General features: G+C 69.9%; 13 protein-coding genes. 5 read left to right on the forward strand and 8 right to left on the reverse strand.

The window, feature by feature from the left end:
* Positions 1-22: 22 nt before the first annotated feature.
* The 5 genes from EP757_RS36205 to EP757_RS36225 all read right to left on the reverse strand — a co-directional run bounded on the left by EP757_RS36205 (position 23) and on the right by EP757_RS36225 (position 12,009).
* On the reverse strand, positions 23-1,012 hold the full coding sequence (locus EP757_RS36205; protein ID WP_127552864.1) for a hypothetical protein: 990 nt from the start codon (positions 1,010-1,012) through the stop codon (positions 23-25).
* Between the two features lie 53 nt (positions 1,013-1,065).
* Positions 1,066-1,686: a hypothetical protein gene (locus EP757_RS36210; protein WP_127552865.1), complete on the reverse strand. Its 621-nt coding sequence runs from the start codon at positions 1,684-1,686 to the stop codon at positions 1,066-1,068.
* A gap of 9 nt (positions 1,687-1,695) precedes the next feature.
* Positions 1,696-4,692 carry a family 43 glycosylhydrolase gene (locus EP757_RS36215; protein WP_127552866.1) on the reverse strand — a complete coding sequence of 999 codons (2,997 nt, stop codon included), beginning with the start codon at positions 4,690-4,692 and terminating at the stop codon, positions 1,696-1,698.
* Between the two features lie 12 nt (positions 4,693-4,704).
* The gene (locus tag EP757_RS36220; RefSeq protein WP_232050188.1) at positions 4,705-10,149 is read right to left on the reverse strand and encodes an Ig-like domain-containing protein; all 5,445 of its coding nucleotides are present in this window, start codon (positions 10,147-10,149) and stop codon (positions 4,705-4,707) included.
* Positions 10,150-10,437: 288 nt separating this feature from the next.
* Complete coding sequence (locus tag EP757_RS36225; RefSeq protein WP_127552867.1) at positions 10,438-12,009, reverse strand: DNRLRE domain-containing protein; 1,572 nt, start codon at positions 12,007-12,009, stop codon at positions 10,438-10,440.
* Positions 12,010-12,199: 190 nt separating this feature from the next.
* Between EP757_RS36225 and EP757_RS36230 the strand changes: the two genes are divergently transcribed.
* Positions 12,200-13,372: a dipeptidase gene (locus EP757_RS36230; RefSeq protein ID WP_127552868.1), complete on the forward strand. Its 1,173-nt coding sequence runs from the start codon at positions 12,200-12,202 to the stop codon at positions 13,370-13,372.
* A gap of 110 nt (positions 13,373-13,482) precedes the next feature.
* Here the strand turns inward: EP757_RS36230 and EP757_RS36235 are convergent, their stop codons facing one another.
* Positions 13,483-15,810, reverse strand: a complete 2,328-nt coding sequence (locus EP757_RS36235; RefSeq protein WP_127552869.1) for an amino acid permease — start codon at positions 15,808-15,810, stop codon at positions 13,483-13,485.
* Between the two features lie 126 nt (positions 15,811-15,936).
* On the opposite strand from EP757_RS36235, the gene EP757_RS36240 reads away from it, so the two are divergent.
* The gene (locus EP757_RS36240) at positions 15,937-16,203 is read left to right on the forward strand and encodes a hypothetical protein (RefSeq protein ID WP_127552870.1); all 267 of its coding nucleotides are present in this window, start codon (positions 15,937-15,939) and stop codon (positions 16,201-16,203) included.
* A 5-nt stretch (positions 16,204-16,208) separates the two neighbouring features.
* Here the strand turns inward: EP757_RS36240 and EP757_RS36245 are convergent, their stop codons facing one another.
* On the reverse strand, positions 16,209-16,871 hold the full coding sequence (locus EP757_RS36245; RefSeq protein ID WP_127552871.1) for a response regulator transcription factor: 663 nt from the start codon (positions 16,869-16,871) through the stop codon (positions 16,209-16,211).
* A complete protein-coding gene (locus EP757_RS36250; protein ID WP_127552872.1) occupies positions 16,868-18,115 on the reverse strand; it encodes a sensor histidine kinase in 1,248 nt (415 codons plus the stop codon). Before EP757_RS36250 ends, EP757_RS36245 begins: the two co-directional genes overlap by 4 nt.
* Before the next feature lie 131 nt (positions 18,116-18,246).
* Between EP757_RS36250 and EP757_RS36255 the strand changes: the two genes are divergently transcribed.
* The 3 genes from EP757_RS36255 (at position 18,247) to EP757_RS36265 (ending at position 22,064) form a co-directional block, all read left to right on the forward strand.
* Positions 18,247-19,152 (forward strand): ABC transporter ATP-binding protein, encoded by a 906-nt coding sequence (locus tag EP757_RS36255; RefSeq protein ID WP_127552873.1) that lies wholly within the window; start codon positions 18,247-18,249, stop codon positions 19,150-19,152.
* On the forward strand, positions 19,149-19,901 hold the full coding sequence (locus EP757_RS36260) for an ABC transporter permease (protein ID WP_127552874.1): 753 nt from the start codon (positions 19,149-19,151) through the stop codon (positions 19,899-19,901). Before EP757_RS36255 ends, EP757_RS36260 begins: the two co-directional genes overlap by 4 nt.
* A 126-nt stretch (positions 19,902-20,027) precedes the next feature.
* Positions 20,028-22,064 carry an immune inhibitor A domain-containing protein gene (locus EP757_RS36265; protein ID WP_232050189.1) on the forward strand — a complete coding sequence of 679 codons (2,037 nt, stop codon included), beginning with the start codon at positions 20,028-20,030 and terminating at the stop codon, positions 22,062-22,064.
* The last annotated feature ends 102 nt before the right edge of the window (positions 22,065-22,166 follow it).

Here is a 22,166-nt window from a genome sequence, read left to right on the forward strand (position 1 = left end):
CCGGCTGTGGCTCGTGGTGGGGTCAGGAGGCTGAGCGGGCGCCCTCCAGGCGGGCCTGGGCGAGCAGGGCGTCCAGGCGACGGCGGCGCAGGCGGCCGGCTGCTCGGACCGCCAGCAGCAGGGCAACGACACCGAGGGCCAGGAACAACTGGGGCCACGGCACCACCCACGTCGTCACCGTCACCGAAGCAGAGGCGTCGGAGGTCAGGTCGATCGTGGTCCGTACCCGGCCCAGGCCCCACACGCCCTCGACGCGGGCGGTTCCGGTCCGGGTACCGCCGGGGAGGATGTCGCCGGGAGCGGCGGCGGCGCCGGAGACGGCCACCGAGCCCGGCGCTGACGCCGAGGAGAGGCCGAACAGCTCGGATGCGCGCACCCGGTCCGCCACGGAGAGGCGGATGTTTCCGGTGTTCGCCACGGCATACGACACCGTCAGCGCGCCCGGCTTCAGCGGGTTCCACGACCGCGAATAGACCGCCGACACGTCGTCGACCGACAACGCCGGCTGGACGGTCCCCGACGCTCGGAGCAGGACCCGGAAACCGACACGGCTCTCCACCTGCACGGTTCCACGATCGCCCGCCACCGAAGCGGCGATGCCGGCCGGATGATCACCCGGGGTGGCGTTCGCCGGGACGGTGATCGTGAACGGGACCACCGCGGTCTCCCCCGCACCCACCGTGACCGCGTCCTGCACGGCTATCCAGGTGCCGCCGTCGGTGGAGGGTGAGGACGACGGGAGCATGTTGAAACGGCCCTTGCCGGTCAGGTAGCCGTCGGCCGCGGTCAGCGCGAAGGAGACCGGCGAGGAGCTGAAGTTGCGGACGGCGAGGTGCTCGGTGACGACCTGGCCGGGGTCGAGGGTGCGTTCCACCCAGCGGCGCCCGTCCGGGCCGGTGGCGGTGGCCGGCTGCACGGTCCACGTCACATCGGAGGAAGAAGAGGAAGCCATGGCGGGCGTCGCCGGCAGAACCAGAGCGGCGGCGATGACCAGGGCGGCGACACGGCGCATGACGACTCCAGGGGGAAGGGCGGGGCCGGATCCGGCCCCGCCGGTCACAGCGACTACTCGAAGAGGGACAGCGTCAGCGTGGACTTGTAGGAGCCCGCCTTGACGTCCGCCGGCGTGTGCAGGTTGAGGTCCGCGTCGACGGTGTAGGCGCCGCCGGTCACCGCGGACGAGTCGTAGGTCGAGACGAGGAGTTCCTGGTCGACGAGGCCGACGTTGTTTCCGGGCTGGGTCTCGTCGTCGAGGACGGTGACGACCTCTTCGCCTTCGGAGACCAGGCCGGTGTCGCCGCCGTCGATGAGGCGAGGCTTCCAGCCGAGGTGGGCGGCGCTGATCGGGTCGAGGCCGGGCGCCGTGAAGTCGCTGGACGTGCCGAGGACGGCCCAGGCGGCGCCGGCCGGGACCTCGTCGAGGGTGCGGGTGTCGGTGACGGTGACCGTCGGCAGGGTGCCGGTGAAGCGGCGGACCGACAGGTCGGAGCCGTTCTCGGTCAGCGACGCCGCGTTGCCGGCGACGGTCAGCGCGAGCACGCCCGGTTCCTTGATCTCGGTGATGTCGACGGTCACCTCGACCTGAGCCGCGGACGAGGACGGGGACGGGTCGGCGAGCGCGGCCGCCGGGAAGGCGGTCGTTCCGGCCAGGACGCAGGCCAGCGCGACGGGAACTCTGGCTTTCATGGATGTCTCCTAAGAGGAACAGGTGATGGCGGAGTAGGACGCGGTGACACCGTTCGCCGACGCGGTTCCGGCGGGGATCGACGCGGCACGGGAGGTGAAGGACTGATAGGCGTTCGCGCCTGCGGCGACGAGATCAAAGGCCTTCTTGCCGTACGGGGTGACGAGCTCGACATCGACCGCGGAGGCGGATCCGTTGCGCGCGGTCACCGCGACGTAGGCCTTGCCGGCGACGCACCTGGACTGTGCCGTGACGGTCAGCGGCGCCGTGACGGGTTCGTCGGCGAAGACCCGCCACTCGGTGACGGCGACGGCCGAGTACGTCGTCCCGTTGCCGTCGGCGTTGATCACGGCCCTCAGCCGTGACGTGGTGACCGCGTCGAAGGAGACCCGGTTGAAGGCGGTCGTGCTGGTTCCGTATGAACCGGGGATGTCGTTCCAGGCGCTGCCGTCCCAGTGCTGGAGTCTCCACGAGTCCGGGGCCGCGACGCCATCGCCGGTTCCCGGCTGGGAATCGCGCCAGAACTTGATCTCGGCACCGGTGAGCCGGATCGGGCGCGACCAGTCGTACTGGATCCACTGGCCGGCCGGCCGGGTGCCGGACCAGGTGCCCCAGATCTGCGCCTGCGACGGGGTCGCCGGATCGCTGTCGTCATTGAGGGCGGTGACGGCGTTCCAGCCGGCCGTGTACGACGCGGTCGGTGCCGCGATCGGCGCGACGTTGCCGGTGAGCGGCGCGGACAGGTCGGCCGGGATGACGATCGTGGACACCGGCGAGGTGTTGCCGGCCCTGTCCACGGCCCGGTGGCTGACCGTGTGCTTCCCGGCATCCGGCGCACCGATCGCGCCGCCGTAGACCTGCCACGCCCCGGTGCCGATCGCGTACTCGATCCGGTCGACGCCCGAGGTGGCGTCGGAGGCCGTGAGCGTCACGCGCCGATCGGAGAGAGCAGCGGTGCTCGACGGGTTGGTGGCGTCGATGTCGACATCGGCGTGAGCAGGCGGCGACCTGTTACCCGCCCGGTCGGTGGCGACGGCGGAGACCGTGTGACGACCGTCCCCACCGACCGTCGCCGTGGCGGACCGCGTGTCGGCGGTGACCACCGGTGCGGCGTCGTCGACCGCGATCGCGACAGCCATGCGGCCACCGCGATCGTCGGCGGCTGCCACCCGTACCGAGACCGAGGAGCGGAACCACCCGGATGCCCCCGCCGAACCACTCAGGGTGACCGCGACGGTCGGCGGGGTTTCGTCACCGTCGGTGTCGCCCGGCGAAATCACGGTGACCGTCGCAGCAACCGTCCCGGCGGCATGACCGAGCACGCTGCCCTGGACCGACACGGTGCCGGGCTGCGCGACGTCGGCGGCCGTGAGCGCGTCCCAGGAGACCGGGATCTGCAGCGTCGTGTCACCGAACGTGACCGGGATGGTCGCCGGCAGATCGGTCTCCCCCACCTCGACGGTGATCGCCGGAGCGGTCACCGAGGCGGGCTGCGCGGCGAGCACCTTCCACTCCTCGACGGCGACGGCGGAGTACGTGCTGCCGTTCGTCGAGGCGTCGAACACGGCCCTGACCTGCGTGGTCGTCACCGCGTCGAACGTCGTGTCCTGGAAGCCCCCGGTCCCGACGCCGTAACCGCTGGGATTCGGCACATCCTTCCAGGATCCGTCCCAATACTGGATCTTCCATTTCGCCGGCGCCGCGACACCGGCGCCGGTCCCCTGCGGCTGGTCGTTCCAGAACTCGATCTGCGAACCGGAGATCCGCATCGGCTGGTCCCAGGTGTACTGCACCCACTGCTGCGGCGGGTTGCTGCCGGTCCACGTGCCCCACATGTCCGGCGGCAGCGGGTTGGCGCGCACGATCTCGTCGTTGAGGGCCTTCACCCAGTATTGGGTCGGCACCGGGTCGTTCGAGACGGTGACCTCGGCGGCCTGGGCGATGTTGGCGCGCGGCGTGCGGTCGGCCGTCCTGGCCGGCGTCCGCACCACCTGCTTGATCCGTGCCGGCGTCTGGGCGTCGTCCCACTCCACCTCGTCGATCGCGACCGACCTGCGGAAATGGCCGCCACCGGCGGCGTCGGCGGTGTGGTAGGCGATCCACCACCGGCCCTTGAACTCGACGATGCCGGGGTGGCTGGTCGTCGACGAGACCGGGGTGAGGAGCGTGCCCCGGTACGTCCACGGGCCGCTCGGTGAGGACGAGGTGGCGTAGGCGATGCACGCGTGATAGTTCGCCGGCGTGCAGGCCGAGGTGGGTCCGGCGTTGTTCGCCGCGTACGCGAGGTAGTAGGTGCCGTTGCGCTGGAACAGCCAGGCCGCCTCGAAGAAGCCGGTCAGCCCGGACACGCTCGCCTGCGTGCCGACCGGGGTCTTCATGTCCGCCCGCAGTTCGAGGAACCGCAGCTGGCCGAACGTTCCCCAGTAGAGGAAGACGCGCTGGCCCTCGACCAGGATCGTCGGGTCGATGTTCTCGATGGTGTTCGGGGCCGGGGTGCGCTGGGAGATCAGCGGCCCGCCGATGTGGTCGGTCCACGGTCCGGTCGGGGTGTCCGAGACGGCGACGCCGATCGCGAACCTGTTGCTCGCCGTGGAGTCACGCTCACTGACGGGGACGTACCAGTAGTAGCGGCCGTCCGGTCCCACGACCACCTGCCCGGCGTAGGCGCGGCCGGGGGTCGCCCAGCCGAACACCTGCTCCGGGCGCATCAGCGACGGATAGTGGGTCCACGTCTTCGCCGCGGGGTCGCTCGTCGTGAAGGCGCCCCACTCGTTCATGACGAAGTCGTTCACGGCGGGTCCGGCCTCGTCGTGACCGGTGTAGATGTACAGCTCGTCGTCCGCCACCAGGGGCGCCGGGTCGGCGGAGTAGTAGGAGCCGTCCTGCAGAAGGGGGTTCGTCGTAGCGGTGAAGGTGTAGGAGTCGGCTGCCCGGGCCGGGGCGGCGGGTGCTGTTGCCAGCAGACCCGCCGCGACCAGCCCTGCGACCGCTGTTCTCAGCAGTCTCACGGGATTCTCCGTCTATCCGCAGCTGATGGCGCTGTAGGACGCTGTGACGCCGCCGGCGCCGGCCTCACCCGCGGGCACCGAGGCCGCGCGGCTGTTGAAGCTCTGGTAGGCGGACTTGCCGGGCTGCACGCCGACGACGGTCTTGCTGCCGTAGGCGGTGGTCAGTTCCACCGTCACCGGCTCGTCGCTGATGTTCTTCGCGGTGACCGCGACGTAGGCGTTCCTGGCGAGACACTGCGACTTCGCGGTCACTTCCAGATCACGAGCGGGCGCCGGTACGTCGTAGACCTCCCACTCCTGGACACCCGGAGCCCCTTTACCCTCTTCCGTGCCACCGGCCGTGAGCAGCGCCCGCAGCCTCGTGGTGGTGACCTTGTCGAACGTGACCGTGTTCCAGGCCGTCGCCGAGATGCCGTAACCGCTGGGGTTCGGCACGTCCCTCCAGGATCCGTCCCAGAACTGGATCTTCCAGGAGGACGGCGGCGCCACGCCGGCCCCGGTCTCGTCGAGGTCCTCGGCGAACCAGATCCGGGTACGGTCCACCGTTACCGGCGACGACCAGTCGAGCTGGATCCACTGCTCGCCGACCTGCGGCCAGGTGTTCCAGACGTCGGTGTTCGGGCCGACCGGGCCGGTCGGGACGACGCCGTCGGCGATGTTGTCGGCGGTGACCCAGCCCGGCGTGTAGGACGCGGAGGCGGTGGCGGTCCGTGCCACGTTCACCGGTGCTCGACCGGCTTCGACGGCCAGGCTTCCGACCGCCGAGGTGTTCCCGGCTTTGTCGACGGTGCGGTACTCGACGGTGGTGGCCGCCGATCCGACCGCGACCGGCAGTGTGGTGATCGTCCAAGATCCGCCCGCCGGCCGGTATTCGAGCGTCGCGATGCCGGACAGCGCGTCGGCGCCGGTGATCGTCACTTCACGGGTGCCCTTGTCGAACCTCGCCTGGGCGGTGGGCGCGGTGCGGTCGATACCCACGGTTCGCTCGGTGACCGCGGAGACGTTGCCGGCGGCGTCCGTCGCCCGCGCCTGGATCGTGGACTCGCCTTCGGCGGTGACCGTGATCGGGCCGGTGTAGTCGACCCATCCACTTGCCCGATTTATACTGATTTTCGGCGAACTATCGCGGTTATCCGTCGCGGACGCGGTCACTGTCACATTCGCAGTGGTCCACGGCGCGTCGGGCGAAGCCGTCAGCGTCGTGACCGGCGCTGTCGTGTCCTGCGGACCACCAGCCCCGACGGTGACCGTGGCGATCGCCGCCTTGTCGGTGCCGGCGACCTGACCGGCCACCTCGAACGTGCCTTCCTTCGCGTAGGAGGCCGGGTCGATCTGCGCCCAGGTCACCCCGATGCCACTCTGCCGCGACCCGTCGTTGTAGCCGGCCGTCACGCCGGTGGGCAGCACCGGCGCGACACCCACCCGGGTGCTGACCGCCACCGGATCGATCGTGTTGATCTGCACCGGCGCGCCGCCCCGGACCCAGACGTGGGCCCGGGCGCTGATCGACGTTCCCGCCACGAAACCGGTGATGGTGAAGTCGCCGATCGCGGCGACCCGGTCCGGCTCGACGGCGCTCCAGGTGACCGCGACCGGCAGCACCGCGCCGTCGGCGTACGTCACGTCGACCGTCGCGGGCAAGGTCGGCAGCACGCCGGTCTGCGTACGGACGTCGACCGCCCTGATCGAACTGGCCGGCGCCGCGAAGACCCGCCACTCGGTGACGCCGACCGCCGACCACCGGGTGCCGGCGGCGTTCGGCAGGGCGTTGAACGTGGCTCGCAGACGCGTCGTGGTGACCGGGTCGAAGGTGACCACGTTGGTGCGACCGCGCACGGCCGGGTTGAACCCGGTCCCGCCGGTGGTGTCCTGCCAGGCGGCGCCGTCCCAGTATTGGATCTTCCAGTTCGCCGGGACGGAGACGCCGCTGCCGCCGGTGGTGCTGTCCGACCAGAAGTCGATCGAGGCGCGGTCGACCCGCACCGAGGCCGGGAAGTCGTACTGCAGCCAGCGGGTGGACGGCTCGTTACCGGTCCAGGTGGCCCAGATGTCGGGGTTGGAGCCACCGGTGAAGAACGGCGCCTTGTCGTCGTTCACGGCGTTCACGGTGTTCCAGCTCGCGGTGAACGACGCCGTCGGGGCGGCCGCCGTGGCGATGTTGATCTCGCCTTCGACCAGCGCCGACGCGTTCACCACGACGTCCTTCGTGGACGTCTCGTCACCATTGCGGACGGTCAGCCGCAGCACGTGCCGGCCGGATTCGGTGAAGCGGGCGATGGTGGTCGGGGCGGACGCCAGCTCGAACGCCACCGTGCCGCCGTTCGGCGCGTCGACGACCGACCAGGACGATGTCACCGGGGTGCCCGGCCGGCCGTCGTCCTGGGCGAGGCCGAGCAGCCGGACCGAGCCGTCCTGCTGATAGGTGGAGTCCACCCACGCGTCGGCGAGCGGCTTCGCGTCCTCGGCGGCCGGTGCCGCCTCGCCGCTGTCGAACGCCTGGATCTCCTTGATGCCGGTCCTGGCGCCGGCCGCGTGGTGCACGGTGATCCGCAGCCTCTCCGCGGTGATCTCCGGGAAGCGGACCTGGTTGAGGTTGCCCCGCGGGTACGCCGGGATCCGCGCCTGCGACGGAACGGTCTTCCACTCGTCGCCGTCGTCGTACTCCACCAGGAACTGGGCGGGTGGCGCGTAGCCCTGCACCGTGGCCGCCGACGACGACTTGTAGAAGTGCACCCGTACGTCGTCGATCCTCCGCTCGCCGTCGAGGTCGATCGTGATCGCGTCGGTGGCGGCGGGCGAACCGGCGGTACCCCAGAACGGCTCGTTGACGGTGGTGCCGTTCACCGCTCCGGCCGGCGCCCGCCCCGGGGCGGAGAAGGTGGCGGTGACCGGGCGGCCCTTCGCCACGTTCGGCTGCGGATTCATGCCGGCCTTGGCCATCACGTCGGTGACCCGGGCATCGGCCGCGAAGGTGACGTCCTGCGGCGCCTTGAGACTCTTCTCGGAAGCGTTCGTGACGGTGATCCCGGCCGCCGCGGTGACCTGACCGGTGGCCGGGTCGTAGACCAGCTTGCCGAGCTTGTCAGCGGTGAACGCGAGCTCGCCGTCGAGGTAGACCGAGTAGCCCTCGGGAACGTCGTCGCCGTAGTGGCGAGTGCCACCGGGCGCATCCCAGACGACGGTCAGGTCCTTGTCGCGGTACTTGATGTTGTTGGCGGTGAAGTGGTCCCAGCCGACGTCGATCGGATCCAGCTCGATCTTCGCGTCCTCCCGGGGACGCAGGCCCATCGCGTCCTCGATGACGGTGAAGTTCGTGGCGCCGAGGATCGTGTGGTGGATCCACGAGCGGTAGCCGATGCTCTGGTTCGCGGCCGAGCCGTCGGCCCAGAACTCGTTCTGGTCGGGGTACCGGTTGTCGCCGTTGTTCTGGTAGTGCGCCCAGGCGTTCCAGTACAGCAGCTTCTTGTACCACTCGGCGTTGATGTACTGCGTCGGATAATCGCGCAGCACGGACGCGAGCATCCGGAACGTGACCGTCGAGTTGATCACCGAGAAGTTGTTGCTGCCCGGGTCGCCCTGGGCCGCTGCCGCCGCCTTGTCGGCCTGGTTCGCCGTGGTGAACGGGAAGATCGGGTACTGCGTGTCGTCGGCGAACAGGCGTAGCGCCTCGACGTACGGCTGGTCGTAGTCGGCGTCGCCGGGCTTCGGCATCAGGCCGACCGAGAACGGGTAGTAGTTGTTGATCTCCTTCCACGGCACCAGCACGTCACCGGGCACGTTCCGGTGCTTGAGCAGGTTGCCGGTCAGCCCCACCTCGTCCGGGGTGCTGCGGGCCGGCTCCCAGAGGTGTTCCAGCACGGCCGCCTTGATCCGCGCGGCGAACGCGTCCATCTCGGTGGCCTTCGCGGTGTTCCCGGCCTTGCGGTAGGCAGCCGCCGCGGCCTTCGCGTTGGAGTAGAGGTAGGCGCTCTCGGTCCGGTCCATGTTCTGGTTCTTGCGCCAGTCGAACGACACCGCGTCGGCGTCGTTGCCGGTCATCGCGCCCCAGCTGTACTCGATCAGGCCGTTGTCGTCGAAGTCGTACGCGTCGAGCAGGCCCTTCACGTCGTTCTCCGCGTACTCGGCGAGGTTCCCGGCGATCGCCACCGGGCCGCCGTGCAGCTGGTACGACCGCCAGGCCGCCTCGGAGATGTACTCGGTGTAGCTGTTCGACCAGTTCGCCGGGTCACCCGGGTTGTCGACGTACTTCGAACTCTTCGCCACCTCGCCGGCCGACACCCAGGATCCGTACGAGTAGGACGGGTCCCGGAAGTATTTGAGGTCGTCGACGAACATGCCGGTGGTCAGCACGATCGCGTTGTTGTAGCCGAGCACGCCCTCCATCGCGGTCGGGAACTGGTAGTCGTTGCCCGGGATGTCCGCGTCGAGGAAGTTGAACCGCATCAGCCACCAGCGGTAGAACAACGTCTTGTCGATGTTGTTCTCCGGGGTGTCCAGATAGGGCACGTTGTCGGCCCACCATTCGTTGTACGCCGTGACGTGCGCCCGATAGGCGGCCGCCGGCGCGGAATCCCGGACCTTCACGTACTCGGCCGTGGCCGCCGGGTTCTCCTCGGCGATGAAGCCGAGCTGCACCTTCGCCCGCACCGAACCGCTCGCCGGCACCGCGACGGTCCGCCGCAGAGTGCCCTCGACCGGGGTGAAGCCGTCACCGGAGAACCGCGGGAACAGGTCGGTCAGCTTGTTGAACGAGCGGACCGCCCCGGTCAGCTCGCCGTCGTCCGACTCCACCGTGCGGGCGAACGGCGAGCCGGCGGTGAACGCGACGTCCTTCGCCGCGCCGTTGGTGCTGCTCACCTCCAGGTCGGTGACCACGACGTTCTGCTCGGTGATGTACTTCGTCTGCACCACCCGCAGCCCGGCCGCGGCGCTGGTGAAGACGCCGCGCCAGTAACTCGGCGTCTGCTTGCGCTGGGCCGCGTCCTCGGTGAGCCTCACCTCCGCGCCGCCGATCGACGCGGTGATCGTGTACGCGCCCTGCCCACCGGCGATCGACTCGATGTAGGCGACCTCGCCGCCGAAGCCGAGCGTGCCCGGCTGGTGGGTCTTCATGAAGACGGATCGGCCCCGGCTGAACAGGTACTGGTTCGCGTCCCCGTTGGACCCGCCCGGCGTGTTTCCGGTCCGGGCCAGCATCCGGTCGATCCAGAAGTCGTTGTCCGTGCTGTTCCCGGCCCCGGCCGCGACGTCGGCGTCGAAGACGGCCTGCAGCTGGTTGCGGGCGTGGTATCCGGTGCGCTCGTCGGGCACCGGATCGGCGCTGCCGGTGAAGACCGGGTACGGCGTGCCCGCGTTCGGGGCCGCCTGGACAGCGGCGGGGACGGAGACGAGGCCGGCGAGGAGAAGACCGGCCGTCAGTACGGCGTGTCGGGATTTCGGTATCGAGGGCGCTGTCACAAGCGGACGCCTTTCGCCTCAGGGCAGGGGTAATCGCCCGGAGCGGTGGCTGCCCCGAGTGATTCACGAAAACCTTTTCGGGAATGCTCGCAGCAGGTTGCGATCGTGTCAACGGGTCATTTGCGCTGGCTGGGGGCGGGTCTATTGTGATCCACGGGCAGACCCGGACAACGCCGCCGAAAATGAAAGTGGTGCTTTCCCTCGTACCATCTCCGCTGGATCTTGATCTTTGAGGCACGCAAAAGCGCCGCCCAGCTTTCGCTGAGCGGCGCTCTCGGGATCGTGCTGTCAGCCGATCTTCACGTTGAAGACCGGGTTCGCGGCGAGCTTCTTGAAGGCGGCGAGGCTGGCCGGCGTGCTGTCGATGCTGATGTCGCGGTCGCCCTGGTCGTCGTGCTTCGTGTCGAAGTGGACGATCGCCTTGATGGCCGGGCGCTTGGCGAGCTCGGACAGGACGTCGTTGTAGACGGCGGACTTGTCGGTGTTCTTGCCGACCCGGTGGTAACCGCCCCACTCGGCCAGCATGAACGGCTTGCCCGGCGCCTTGGCGACGGCCCAGTCGTAGAAGCCCGGGCCACCCTTGGGACCGCGGTCGAGGATGTCACCGAAGTCGCCGAAGTGGTAGTAGCCCTTCTCGACCGAGACGTAGGAGTCCAGGCCGACCCAGTCCACCACGTCGTTGCCCGGGTAGAGGTCCTTCCACCAGGACTGCGCCATCCACTTCTCGTTGCCCATGTAGGCCATCACGTTCACGACGTTCGTGACGCCCTGCGCGCGCAGACGCAGGATGGTGTGGCGGTACATCGCGGCGAAGTCCTTGGCCTCCCAGCCCGAACCCGCCTTGGCGATGACGTCGTTCTCCGGCTCGTGGTTCAGGACCAGGAAGAACTTCTTGCCGTACGCCTTCGCGCGCTTCGCGAACGCGTCGATGCGAGCGTCCTGCTCACCCTTCGCGACCTTGGCCCAGTTCGAGCCGTAGGCGATCTTCCAGTTCTCCAGCAGGACCCGCGGCTTGGCCGGGTCCTGGGTCATGGCGATCTCCGCCTTGGTCGGGAACGCCTCGTCGCCCTTGTGGTACTGGTGGAAGATCGACGCGGTCCGGCCGCTGGCCTTCTCCCAGTCCTTCAGCGCGATGTCCCGCGGCGTGGCGGTGAAACCGCCGGCCGCGCCACCCCAGAGGATGTTGCAGTTCGGGATGAGCTTCGCGTCGGTGACACAGTTCGTGCCGGCCTTGGGGGCCTTGCCGGAGCCGGCGCCGGTCACGGGCGCGGCGACCTCGGCGGTCGTCGTGAAGGTCAGCTCCGGGCCGCCCTTGGCCGCGTTCTCCGACGACTGGAACTTCACGGTCGACGTGCCGGTGACGGCGAACGAGTAGGTGCCGGCGCCGTAGACCTCGGCGGCCAGGTCGAACCCGATGCGGGTGTCGCCGGCGCCGGGGGTGACGCTGGCGATCGCGAGGCCGGTCTTCGGCGCGGTGGCGGCGGTCAGCTTGGTCTCGGTCCACGAGTTGTCGAGGACGCGGGCGATGGTGATCGTGCCGGTCGGCTTGCCGAGCGGGTGCAGGAAGAGCTTCGCGTCCGTCACATCGGTGCCGGCCGGAATCGTGAACTTGACGTACGAGGTCTTGACGTCCTTGCCCGAGGGGCCGGCGACGAGCTTGTCGTCGGCGCCGAAACCGGCGGTCGCGCGGGACGACGAGGTGTAGCTGTCGTCACCGGCCTGCAGCGACATCTCCTTGGTGCCCTTGGTCTTCTTGATGGTGACCGCCTGAGCGGCGGCACCCGGCGCCAGCGCAGCGGTGGCACCAGCGAAAACAGCGGTCAGAGCCGTCAGGTGCTTCGGCAGCTTGGCACGTCGCATTCTGAATCTCCCCCGGTCTGTCCGGCCGTTGTCGGCCGGGCATGTAGAGAAGATTGCCGGTCGTGGGTTGCAGGTCGAGAACCCGTTCGGGTGCTGCTCGGTTGCAGGATTCCTCCGGGCGCTTCCCTCAACCGCCCGCAGGCGTCGCCGATGTCTTGCGGCGGTTCCCCCGGACGGCTATTCAAGGAGGATGGACCTGATCATCGACGGCCACAACGACCTGCCGATGCGGTTGCGTGGCCTGTCCGGTTCGAGCGTTGCCGGCCTCGACAAGCCCCGGCCCGACCTGCACACCGACCTCCCCCGGTTGCGTGCGGGCGGCGTCGGCGGCCAGTTCTGGTCCGTCTACGTGCCCTCCGACCTGCCCTTCGACCTGCCCGAACCCGTCGCTGTGGCCGCGACCTTGGAACAGATCGACCTCGTGCATCGCCTCGTCGCCTCTTATCCCGACGATCTCGAGCTCGCCTACACCTCTGCCGACGTCACCCGGATCATGGCGGCCGGCCGCATCGCCTCCCTCATCGGCGTGGAGGGCGGTCACTGCCTCGCCGGTTCCACGGGCGTTCTGCGGTCACTCGCGCGTCTGGGCGTCCGCTACGTCACCCTGACCCACAACCATCACACCGCGTGGGCCGACTCGGCGGCGCAGCCTCCGGTCGTGGGTGGTCTTTCCCCGGAAGGGCGGGCGATCGTACGGGAAATGCAGCGCATCGGCGTCCTGGTGGACCTCTCCCATGTCGCGCCCGCAACCATGCACGCCGCCCTCGACGAAGCACGCGCACCGGTGATCTTCTCGCATTCGGGCGCGCGGGCGGTGACGGATCACGTCCGCAATGTGCCGGATGACGTCCTCGTACGCCTCGCCGCCAACGGCGGGGTACTCCAGCTGACGTTCGTCGCCCCCTTCGTGTCGGCGGCCGTCCGGGACTGGTCCCTCGCCGCCGATGCGGAGTGGGCCCGCCTCGGCCTGCCACCGATCGAGGAGCCGTGGCCGCGATGCCCCCGCCCCGGCGAATCCTCCGTCCCGCCCGTGGCTGCCGCCGATCCTGCTGCCGCTCCCGCCTTCCGCGCTTGGCTGGCCGCCCACCCCAAGCCGGTTGCCACGCTCTCCCAGGTGGCCGACCACGTGGATCACGCCCGTGAGGTGGCCGGTGTGGATCACGTGGGTCTGGGTGGCGATTTCGACGGGACCACGGAGTTGCCATCGGACATTTCCGACGTATCGCGATATCCGGCGCTTTTGAGTGAATTGCGTGGTCGAGGCTGGTCGGATGCCGACGTGACCAAGCTGGCGTCGGCGAACGTCCTCCGCGCCATGCGCGACGCCGAGGACTACGCGTCAGAGCCCCTCTGGCCCCGCTAGGTTCCGGCTCGCCCGACGCCGCCCCACCGCAGAGACCCACGGCCGCGGGACTCGCCTTCCGATCAAGGGTGGGTGAGCGCATCAACCCGCGGCCGGGCCGGCACCGGCGATCACTCCTCCGGATCGTCGGTAGCGCGCGGCGTCTCGGGCCGCGGCCCCCGAGGAGACCGCTGCCGGGGAGCGCTGGTCCGGGGCGCCACTTCGCCCGTGGTGGGATCCGGCTCGCCGAGTCCTGTGGTGGGATCCGGCTCGCCGAGTCCCGTGGTGGGATCCGGCTCGCCGAGGCCCGTCCCCTGCTCCCCCGAGGCAGTGGCCGGCCCATGGGACCCCTCCACCGGCGTGACACCTGGCCCGCTGGAGCCCGCCACCGGTGCGGCGCCTGACCCGATGGAGCCATCCACCGGCACGGTGCCTGATCCGCTGGAGCCTTCCCCGGGTGCGGCGCCCGGCACGCTGGAGCCGTCCACCGGCACGGTGCCTGATCCGCCGGCGTCCGCGCCGGTGTCATTCGCTGAACTCTCCGCGCCGGGCGCACGCCGTGCCCGCGGCACCCGCCGCTGCGGTGTCCTCTTGGTGGGCGCCGCCGCCGATCCGTTCTCCGAAGGCGCCACGGCATTCTCGGCGATCACCTGCGAAGCGTCAGCCGGTTCCCCCGGCCGCCGGCTCGACGAAGCACGTTTGCGAGGAGCCGGCGTCGCCCGGGAGGCAGCCTCCTCCCCCTGCGCAGATCTTGGAGTGCCGTCACCCTCACCGCTCGGAACCGCATCCGGCGCAGCCCGCTGAACCGGCACCCCGGCACTGTGTTCCTCCACGGCAGGCGCCGTCTCGCCGGGAGTCGCTGCGGGGCTTTCGTCCGGTTGTGCACCCCGCAGGTCAGCCGCGTCCGCATCGTCGTTCACCGCGTCCCGGCTCGCCGCGTCTTCGTTCGCCGCATCCCGGATCGCCGCATTCTCGTCCAACGCATCCTGGCTCGCCGCATCCTCGCTCGCCTCGTCCTCGGCGTCACGAGAAGCAGGCGACCACTCGGCAGGCGGCTGCCCGGTACCGATCACCGCGTACACATCCGGGCGGAAACGCTTCAGCTTCCGGCCGAAGCGCACGCCCACGATGAAAAGGATCAGGAACGCGAGCGGCGGCGACCACACTTTGAGCAGATTGTCGGAATCCAGCAGGATGCCGAAGGACGCCACCGTGAGCAGCAGGATGATCGCCAGGAAGACGGCGGCGGTCCAGGGGGCGATGGCACGGCGCCAGCGGGTCTCGCCGTGGCCGTCGCGGCGGAAGTAGCGGACGACCGCTATCGAGGCGATCACCATGAGGACGAGGACGCCGAGGCCACCGGAGATGGTGCCGAAGAAGAACAGGTCGGTCGTCGGGTTCCAGCCGAAGAGGGCGAAGAGCAGCAGGACACCGAGGGCGATGCTGGACTGCGCGAACGAGGCGGTGACCGGGACGCCGTCGCGGGTCTCGGCGAGCGATCTGCGCAGCACGCCTTCGCGGGCGACGGTGAGCGCGTAGCGGGCGACCGTGTGGTGGAAGGCCAGCATCGCGGCGAACAGGCTGGTGGCGAAGAAGATCCGGCCGAGGTCGATGACGACCGTGGGCAGATAGGGGTCGGGCAGGTAGAAGAAGAGGTCGTCGAGGTGGTCGCCGGCGATCGCGACGATCTGGTCGTACCCGGCCACGACCGACATGACCCAGGCGGTGCCGCCGTAGAGCACCGCGGCGACGAGCAGGGTGAGGCCGATCGCGCGGGCCACGGTGCGGCGCGGGTCCTTGGCCTCGGCGGCGTAGACGAGCGGCGCCTCGAAACCGACCATGCCGGCGACCGCGGCGACCAGCAGCGCGACCCCACCGGCGCTGGCGATCAGACCCGGGTTGAGCGTCCCGTACGAGACCTCGCCGCCCGCCGGATGGGTGACCATCACGTAGTCGAAGATCAGCACGATCAGCACTTCCGCGCAGACCAGGACGGTCAGGATACGAGCGTTCAAATCGATGTTGAGCCGGCCCAGCACGGAGATCAGCGCCCAGCCGAGCAGCGCCCAGATCACCCACGAGACCTGGACCCCGAAGATCGCCATGGCGTTGTGGGCGGCCACACCGAACGCCCCGTAGAGCCCGATCTGCATGGCGTTGTAGGCGAGCAACGCGACGAATGCGGTGCCCACACCGGCCGGTTTGGAGAGACCAGCAGCGGCGTACGCGTAGAAAGCGCCACTGTTCGGCACATGCCTCGCCATCGCGGCCAGTCCCACCGCGAAAACCCCCAGCACCGCCGCGACCAGGATGTACGCGACCGGGATGCCTCTCTCCTCCACCTGTCCATAGCCGAGCGGCAGCGCCCCGGCCACGACGGTGAGCGGCGTCATGGCGGAGACCGCGATGACGAAGATCGGCCACGTGCCGAGGCGACGCTCGGCGACCTGATGTGGCATTGGCCCCTCCTAATCAACGGTTTGACCGTCTCCCATCATTGCCTCCACAGCGGACCAACGATATAGAAAGTTCTCGATCATGAGGGGTCGGGTTTCAGCACCCGTACGCGCGGGTAGGCTCGGCCCATGCCGATCGGACCGCAGCCGAAGGGACGTCGGGGCACGGTCGAGGAGCCGTACAGTCCGCTGAATCTGCGGCTGGCGCTCGCCGCGTTCGGGCTGGTGGTGTGCACGGTCCTCTCGATCCTGCTGTTCCGCGCCGGCTGGACCGTGCCGGGCTGGCTGCTGGCCGCGTGGGCCGTGGTCGCCGCGATCGACATCGTCGTGGTGCAGTTACGCCGCCGGGCTCGCAAGCGGGCCGAGGGCGGGCGCGACCACTCCCTCTTCGAATAGGCCGGTCACACCAGGCCGGCGTCGTGCACGAGCAGCGCGACCTGCACCCGGTTGTTCATGTCGAGTTTCGTGAGCACGCGCGACACGTGCGCCTTCACCGTGGCGACCGACATGTGCAGGTCCGCGGAGATCTCGGCATTGGCCTTGCCCTGCGCGACGAGCAGGGCGACCTCCTTCTCCCGGGCGCTGAGCCGCCCGAGCAGGTCGCCGGCGTGCCGGCGCGCCGGACGGGGATCGGCCGCCACGTGGGCGATGAGCTGGCGGGTGACGCTCGGCGAAAGGGTGGCCTCACCCTGCGCGACCCGCATCACGGCGTCCTTGATCTGGCCGGGCGCGGTGTCCTTGAGCAGGAAACCGCTGGCCCCGGCACGCAGCGCCCGCAGCACGAACTCGTCGGCGTCGAACGTGGTGAGCACCAGCACCTGAGGGGCGCCGGGCCGGCTGCGCAGCCGCTCGGTCGCGACCAGCCCGTCGACGACGGGCATCCGGATGTCCATCAGGACGACGTCGGGCCGGTGCTCGTCGACGGCGGCCGGCACCTCGACGCCGTCACCGGCCTGACCGACGACCCGGACATCGGTGTGGCCGGAAAGGATCATCGAGAGCCCGGCGCGGACGAGCGGGTCGTCGTCGACGATGAGCACCCGGACCGGTGTCTCCGGACTCATGACGCCTCCCAGGGCAGCCAGGCGGCGAGGACGAATTCGTTGCCGTGCCGGCCGTGGGCCAGACGGCCGCCGGCGAGGGTGGCCCGCTCGGTGAGACCGACCAGGCCCATCCCGGCGCCGGGCCTCGGCGTGTGCGGCCAGCCGACCGGCATCGGGTTGCGGACCTCGATGGTGAGGCCTTCGGCGGGCCCGCCGCGGACGGCCACCGACACGGCGACTCCCGAGGCGTGCTTGCGGGCGTTCGTCAGGCCCTCCTGGACGATGCGGTACGCCGCCCGCCCCGTGACCTGCGGAACGGCCTCGGCCTCGGTCGTGACGTCGAGTCGTACCCTGATGCCTGCTGATCTTGACTCGTCGACGAGCGCGGGCAGAGCGCTGAGCGTGGGCTGCGGCCGCTCCGGGGCGGAATCGTCGCCGGCATGCGTGGTGCGCAGGACGCCGATCACCGCCCGCAGGTCGTGCATCGCCTGATTCGCGCTGGACCGGACCACCGCGGCGGCGCCGGCGATCTCCTCGGGCGGGGCGCCGGGTCGGAACTCCAACGCCCCGGCGTGCAGGCTGAGCAGTGATATCCGGTGTGCGAGGACGTCATGCATCTCCCGGGCGATGCGGGTGCGCTCGAGAACGCGGGCCTGTGCGACCCGCAGCTGCTGCTCGGACTCGGCGCGCTCGGCCCGGTCGCGCCAGCTGACGATGAGCTGGCGGCGGGAGCGGACCAGCATGCCCCAGAGAGCCGCGATCATCACCATGACGTTGCCCCACCAGAACGTCCCCCAGAAGTCGGCACCCATCTCCGTCCGGAGCAGGGAGAAGACCGTGTTGGCGCACCAGGCGGCGGCGACGTAGGCGGCGAGCACGGTGAATCGCCGGTGCAGCGCGACGGCGAACACCAGGATCAGCAGCGTGATGCCGCTCGCCACCGAGAAGAACGCGAGGACCAGGACATAGAGCGCGAGCGGTGTCAGGAAACGCCGCCGCCACCACAGGGCGATCCCGCCGGCGACGGCGAGCACGCCGTCGACCAGCACCAGCCAGGTCGGCGCGTCGATCAACTCGTTGGCGAGGCTCGGGTTACCGCTGAGCAGGTCGGCGGTGAGCCAGACGGCGGAGCCCACGCCGAGCGCGAAGCAGAGGGCGTCGACCGCCCAGTCGCGGGTGGATCGCCTGGCCGGCACCGGGCCGGCCGGGTCCGCGGCCAGCGCGGACGGCCACAGCCAGCGGTATTCGGTCAGCGACGCCCCCATGCGCTCGACGATACGGGCGGGGCGCACGCCGCCGATACCGACCAAAGTAGTAACCAAAGTATCGACTTTGATGCACGCACATCGACTCCTGGCCGACGCGGTGGCCGGGCCCCGGCCCGCACGCTGATCCCATGATTACGGTCGAGAACCTCACCAGGACGTACGGAGCCCAGCGCGCCGTCGACGACGTGTCGTTCGCCTGCGAGCCGGGTACGGTGACCGGCTTCCTCGGGCCGAACGGCGCCGGCAAGTCCACCACGCTGCGGATGATCTGTGGCCTGACCTCGCCGACCGCCGGGCGGGCCACCGTGTGCGGCGTTCCTTATAAGCAGCTCGGCAACCCGGGCCGGCGGGTGGGTGTGCTGCTCGACGCGTCGGCGCAGCACGCGGGCCGGACCGGACGGGAGACGCTCGCGCTCGCGGCGATCACGATGGGCCTGGACACGAGCCGTGTGCCGGAGCGCCTCGCCCGGGTCGGGCTCGACCGGGCCGCGGCCCGGCGCCGGGTTCGCGCCTATTCGCTGGGCATGCGGCAGCGGCTCGGTCTGGCGTACGCCATGATCGGAGACCCTGCCGTGCTGATCCTCGACGAGCCCGCGAACGGCCTGGATCCGGAGGGGATCTTCTGGATGCGCGGCCTGCTGCGCGAGTTCGCGGATCGGGGCGGGACGGTGCTGCTCTCCTCTCATCTGCTGCGTGAGGTGGAGGCGGTCGCGGACCGGCTGGTCGTGATCGGACAGGGCCGGATCCTGGCCGAGGGCGACAAGGATGAGCTGCTCAGCGCGGCCGGCACGGTGGTGCGCGCGACCGATCCGGCGGCCCTCGCCGCCCTGCTGGACCGGATGGGGGTGACCGGGTCGCCGTCCGCCGACGGCAGCACCCTGGTCTCCACCGACGCGCAGACGATCGCCCAGGCCGCGGCGCAGGCCGGTGTGGTGCTGCTCGAGCTGCGGCCGGCCGGTTCGAACGGACTGGAAGAGATGTTCCTGCGACTCACCGCCACCCCGACCACCGGCCTCGAGGAGGTCTCCCGATGACCGACGTGCTGACCCAGCGCATTCCCCTGTCCCGTCTCACCGTGGTCGAGCTGCGCAAACTCGCTGACACCCGGGCCGGCCTCTGGCTGCTGATCATCATCGGGGTGGCCACCGCCGGCACCTCGGCGATCCTGCTGGGCTGGGCGGAGGACCCGGAGCAGACGTTCGCGGCGTTCTTCACGTTCGGGCTGGTGCCGTCGGCGGTGCTGCTGCCGGTGCTCGGCATCCTCTCGGTCACCAGCGAGTGGTCGCAGCGGACCGCGCTGTCCACGTTCACCCTGGTCCCGGCTCGGAGCCGGGTGATGCTGGCGAAACTCGCGGCCGGCACGCTGATCGCGATCGCCGCCACCGCGGCGACCGGCGTGTTCGCGGCGGTGGCGAACGTGATCGCCGGACTGCTCGGCGGCGACGCCTCGTGGTCGCTGGACAGCAGCCTGATCTGGCAGGGCCTGCTTCTGCAGATCATCTTCGTGCTGATGGGGATCGGGTTCGGCGCGCTGCTGCTGAGCACGCCGCTCGCGATCGTCATCTACTTCGCCCTGCCGACGGTCTGGACGATCCTCGGCGAGGTGATCAGCGGCCTTCGCACGGCGGCGGGCTGGCTCGACCTCAACCTGACCTCACAGGTGATGACCGAGCCGGACATGACCGGCGACCAGTGGGCCCGGCTGGGGGTGTCGGTGGCCCTCTGGGTGGTGCTTCCGCTGGTCCTGGGCACGATCAGGGTGCTCCGACGGGAGGTTTCCTGATCCACAACAGTGGGTGTTGGCGTCACGATCTCGCGATCACGGGTAGCGTCGCGAGACGTGACGCGTACCCTATTTGCGAGCTTCGCGACTATTGCCGTTACCATCCCGTTCTTAACTGCTCCAGCGGTGGCCGCGCCGCCGCCGTCCCCGCAGCCCGCCGGCACGGCAGTGGTCGCCGAGGACTCGCAGGAGATGCCGCCACCGACCCGGCTCACCCTCGACGGTGAGCCGCTGCCGCCGGCCACCTACCAGCCGGGGCCGACTCGTGAGGCACCCACTCAGCCGGGCACCACTCAGCCGGGCCCGGCCGGGCGCCGGGCCTCGGTGGGCACTCCTCCGGTCGGCACGGTCCGCAGCTGGGCCGGGCTGAACGCGATCGACGGCGACGTCTACCGCAAGGACTACGTGCTGCGTGCCGTCGGCGAGCACATCGAGGTCTGGGTCGCGAAGGATCTCGCCTTTCCGGCCGGCGACTGCCGGGGCGCGGCCGCCACCGAGGTCACCGATGCGCAGGTGGCTGGCCTGGTGCGGCAGTTCGACGAGACCATCTACCCGAAGGAGACGGCGGCCTTCTCCACACCGCCGGAGCGCACCGGGGAGAAGGCCGGCATCGACGGCGACTTCACCGGCGCGGGGTACCGGACCGTCACGCTCGTCGACAACGTCCGGGACGACAACTACTTCGATTTCCCGGCGCGGCCGACGTACATCTCGGGCTTCTTCTCCGAGCAGCTCAACGAGCTCTTCGACCGCAACGTGATGACCATCGACGCGTTCGACTGGGCGCACCGGATGGGCGCGAACCCGCTGAACGCGCCCACCGACGACCTCTGCACCAGCCGTCCGGCCCGGCCGTGGATGTACGAGTCGACGTTCGCCCACGAATGGCAGCATCTACTCGGCTATTACACCGATCCGGAGGAGGAGCCCTGGGTCGACGAGGGTCTCAGCGATTACGCGCAGACGCTGACCGGGTACGTCGACGCGCGCCGCGGCGTCCACCGTCGCGGATTCGACATCCATCTCGCCTGCTACCAGGGGTTCGGCAGCGTGAAGACGCTCTACAACCCGAATCCGCGCGAGTGTGACGGCCCGTCGAACTCGCTGAACCTGTGGGACGAGGGCAACGCCGACGCGGTCCTCGCCGATTACGGCATCACCTACCAGCTCATGCTCTACCTCCGTGATCGGTTCGGTGCCAGGATCCTCTCCGCGCTGCACCGGGACGCGAAGCATCGCGGCCTGGACGCGGTCGCGGCGGCGCTGCCGGCCGGAACCCCGCTCTACGACGTGCTGCACGACTTCCAGACGTCGACCCTGGTGGACAAGTCGACCGATCAGCCGGACAGTGTGCTCAAGGGCGCGACCCGGGAGCAGGTGAGCGCGCCCAGCCTTCGTTCCACGGTCAACCTGAGCAGCCCGGCAGCGGCGGGCGCGCCGGGTGCGCCTCCCAACGGCGCCGATTTCGTACGCCTGCCGTCCGAGCTCCGCTCGGTCGATTTCACGGGCGCGACCACGCTGCCGCCACTCCCCCTGGAGTGGACCGCCGATGCCGGCCGGCTGTTCTCCGGCAACGGACCGGACACCGACGCGGTCGCGGCGCAGGCCGTCGACGTGCCAGTGAAGGACCCGATGCTGCGCTTCACCACCTCCTTCACCATGGAGAAGGACTTCGACTTCGGCTATGTGACAGTGTCAGCCGACGGTGGCCGCACCTATCGCCCGCTCGCCGGCGACACGACGGTGGACGGGCCGCTCGGCCCCGCGATCACCGGTGAGGCCGCGAACCAGACCCTCGCCTTCGACCTCTCGGCCTATGCCGGCAAGCGGGTGATCCTCGGTTTCCGCTATGTCAGCGACAGCGCCGTCAACCTGGGCGGCTGGCGGGTCGGAGACATCGTGGTGGGCGCCCGGAAGGTCGGCACCGCGACGCTGGACGGGTGGCGGTCGCCCACCCAGATCCGCCCGACACCGGTGCATCACTGGCACGTCACCCTGGTCGGCCTGGGCCGGGCGCGGGCCAAGGTGGTGCCCGTCGAGGACTTCGAACGGCTGCGGGATTATCCGAAGGTGGTGGCGATCGTCGCCTATGACGAACCGACCGGGACGGTCGAGCAATACGCCCCTTACACCCTGGTGGTGAACGGCGAGACCCACTCCTGACTCCTCTCCTTCTCCTTCTTCCTGCACGGCCCGCCGCAGTCCGTCCGCGGCGGGCCGTTTCATACTGCCATATTGACAGTGTCATTTGACAGTGTCAGACTT

Source organism: Actinoplanes sp. OR16, from assembly GCF_004001265.1.
Taxonomy (GTDB): domain Bacteria; phylum Actinomycetota; class Actinomycetes; order Mycobacteriales; family Micromonosporaceae; genus Actinoplanes.

Excerpts from the sequence above, each read along its gene's own strand:
- EP757_RS36205 (WP_127552864.1), bottom strand. The coding sequence starts at position 1,012 with ATGCGCCGTGTCGCCGCCCTGGTCATCGCCGCCGCTCTGGTTCTGCCG.
- EP757_RS36210 (WP_127552865.1), bottom strand. The coding sequence starts at position 1,686 with ATGAAAGCCAGAGTTCCCGTCGCGCTGGCCTGCGTCCTGGCCGGAACG.
- EP757_RS36260 (WP_127552874.1), top strand. The coding sequence starts at position 19,149 with ATGACCGACGTGCTGACCCAGCGCATTCCCCTGTCCCGTCTCACCGTG.
- EP757_RS36235 (WP_127552869.1), bottom strand. The coding sequence starts at position 15,810 with ATGCCACATCAGGTCGCCGAGCGTCGCCTCGGCACGTGGCCGATCTTC.
- EP757_RS36225 (WP_127552867.1), bottom strand. The coding sequence starts at position 12,009 with ATGCGACGTGCCAAGCTGCCGAAGCACCTGACGGCTCTGACCGCTGTT.
- EP757_RS36250 (WP_127552872.1), bottom strand. The coding sequence starts at position 18,115 with ATGGGGGCGTCGCTGACCGAATACCGCTGGCTGTGGCCGTCCGCGCTG.
- EP757_RS36230 (WP_127552868.1), top strand. The coding sequence starts at position 12,200 with ATGGACCTGATCATCGACGGCCACAACGACCTGCCGATGCGGTTGCGT.
- EP757_RS36240 (WP_127552870.1), top strand. The coding sequence starts at position 15,937 with ATGCCGATCGGACCGCAGCCGAAGGGACGTCGGGGCACGGTCGAGGAG.
- EP757_RS36245 (WP_127552871.1), bottom strand. The coding sequence starts at position 16,871 with ATGAGTCCGGAGACACCGGTCCGGGTGCTCATCGTCGACGACGACCCG.
- EP757_RS36255 (WP_127552873.1), top strand. The coding sequence starts at position 18,247 with ATGATTACGGTCGAGAACCTCACCAGGACGTACGGAGCCCAGCGCGCC.